This is a genomic window from Flavobacterium galactosi, assembly GCF_048158585.1.
GTDB classification, from domain to species: Bacteria; Bacteroidota; Bacteroidia; order Flavobacteriales; family Flavobacteriaceae; genus Flavobacterium; species Flavobacterium galactosi.
On the sequence record NZ_JBLNKV010000017.1, the window covers coordinates 1 to 1,906 of the forward strand.

Annotated in this window: 1 protein-coding gene; it reads right to left on the bottom strand. The window is 39.9% G+C overall.

What is annotated here, in order from left to right:
• Window positions 1–1,906 (bottom strand): HYR-like domain-containing protein (locus tag ACM55M_RS17375; RefSeq protein ID WP_465245438.1); only part of this gene is annotated, 1,906 nt, incomplete at both ends.

Here is a 1,906-nt window from a genome sequence, read left to right on the forward strand (position 1 = left end):
TCCGTTCGTTTTCACTTCATTGAAAGTCACTACAGGAGTTGCATCACAATTATCAGTAGCCGTTAGAGTGGCTGCAGCAGGAACTGCAGAACATTCTGCGGTTACATCGGCAGGAGCCAAGCTCAATACCGGAGCAGTTTTATCCTGAACGGTAATGACCTGTGATTTAGAAGCGGTGTTTCCACAAACATCTGTCGCAGTCCAAGTTCTGGTAAGGGTATAGTTGCTGGCACAGTTTCCGTTCGTTTTCACTTCATTGAAAGTCACTACAGGAGTTGCATCACAATTATCGGTAGCCGTTAGAGTGGCTGCAGCAGGAACTGCAGAACATTCTGCGGTTACATCGGCAGGAGCTTGGCTCAATACCGGAGCAGTTTTATCCTGAACGGTAATGACTTGTGATTTAGAAGCGGTGTTTCCACAAACATCTGTCGCAGTCCAAGTTCTGGTAAGGGTATAGTTGCTGGCACAATTTCCGTTCGTTTTCACTTCATTGAAAGTCACTACAGGAGTTGCATCACAATTATCAGTAGCCGTTAGAGTGGCTACAGCAGGAACTGCAGAACATTCTGCGGTTACATCGGCAGGAGCTTGGCTCAATACCGGAGCAGTTTTATCCTGAACGGTAATGACCTGTGATTTAGAAGCGGTGTTTCCACAAACATCTGTCGCAGTCCAAGTTCTGGTAAGGGTATAGTTGCTGGCACAGTTTCCGTTCGTTTTCACTTCATTGAAAGTCACTACAGGAGTTGCATCACAATTATCGGTAGCCGTTAGAGTAGCTGCAGCAGGAACTGCAGAACATTCTGCGGTTACATTAGCAGGAGCTTCGCTCAATACCGGAGCAGTTTTGTCTTGAATTTTTATTGTTTGAGTTGCTTTAGAAAAATTACCACAAGCATCTGTAACAGTCCATGTTCTTGTAATAACTTTATTGCTTGTACAAGAACTAGCCGGAGTCAGACAAACACTATTGAAATCTATACTTCCATTAACACTGGCTTGTTTTCTTGAATAAATAAACCAAGTACCATTCATTGGTCCAGTAAGATTTTCAAAGTTTGAAACATAAGATGTTAACCCAGTAATTGTATTTGGAGAAGTTGTTCCTCCGTTTGGAATCATATTTTGATTTATTCCATCTTGAATAAAATTGGCATTATTCCATTGAGTATAACCAGAGCTATTTGGATAAAATGTAGGTAAATACAATTCTTTAGTATTTGGGTTTGCATCATCACAATTTCCACCAGAACAATATGAACCAATTAATATTACTCCTTGTCCGCTAGGAGAAACTAAAGTGAATTCAGCTCTTCCTTTTCCTTGATTTGTTTTAAAGGATAAAGCGATTTTTTGAATATTACTTGCTGATAAATCATCAAATCCTGAAACAGTAAAGGGAAAATAATTACCGTTTCCAGCATTTATTGATCCATTATTTTCTGTGATTCCAAAACATTCTGTATCGATATAAGTTGCTTTTGGATTTGAATCGCATGTATCATTTATATTAGTTACATTACCAGTTATAGTTGGGTTAGTATTTGCAATGCAATTCTCACCACTATTTAATGTAATGTTTTCTGGTGGTGTAAAAGTAGGGGTGTTTGTATCCGTTAGATTGATGGTTTGTGAAGCCGTAGAAGTATTTCCGCAAGCATCACTAGCGGTCCAAGTTCTAGTTACAGAATAGGATCCTGCACATTGACCATTTGTAGTCAAATCTGCAAAAGTCAAGGTTAAAGCCGAAGCACAATTATCTGTTGCTGTTGCAATAGCAAATGCTGGTATTGCTGGACAAGAGATTGTCGAAGCAGACGGCAATGCAGCGATAATTGGAGCAGTTTTATCCTGAACGGTAATGACTTGTGATTTAGAAGCGGTGTTTCCACAAACATCTGTC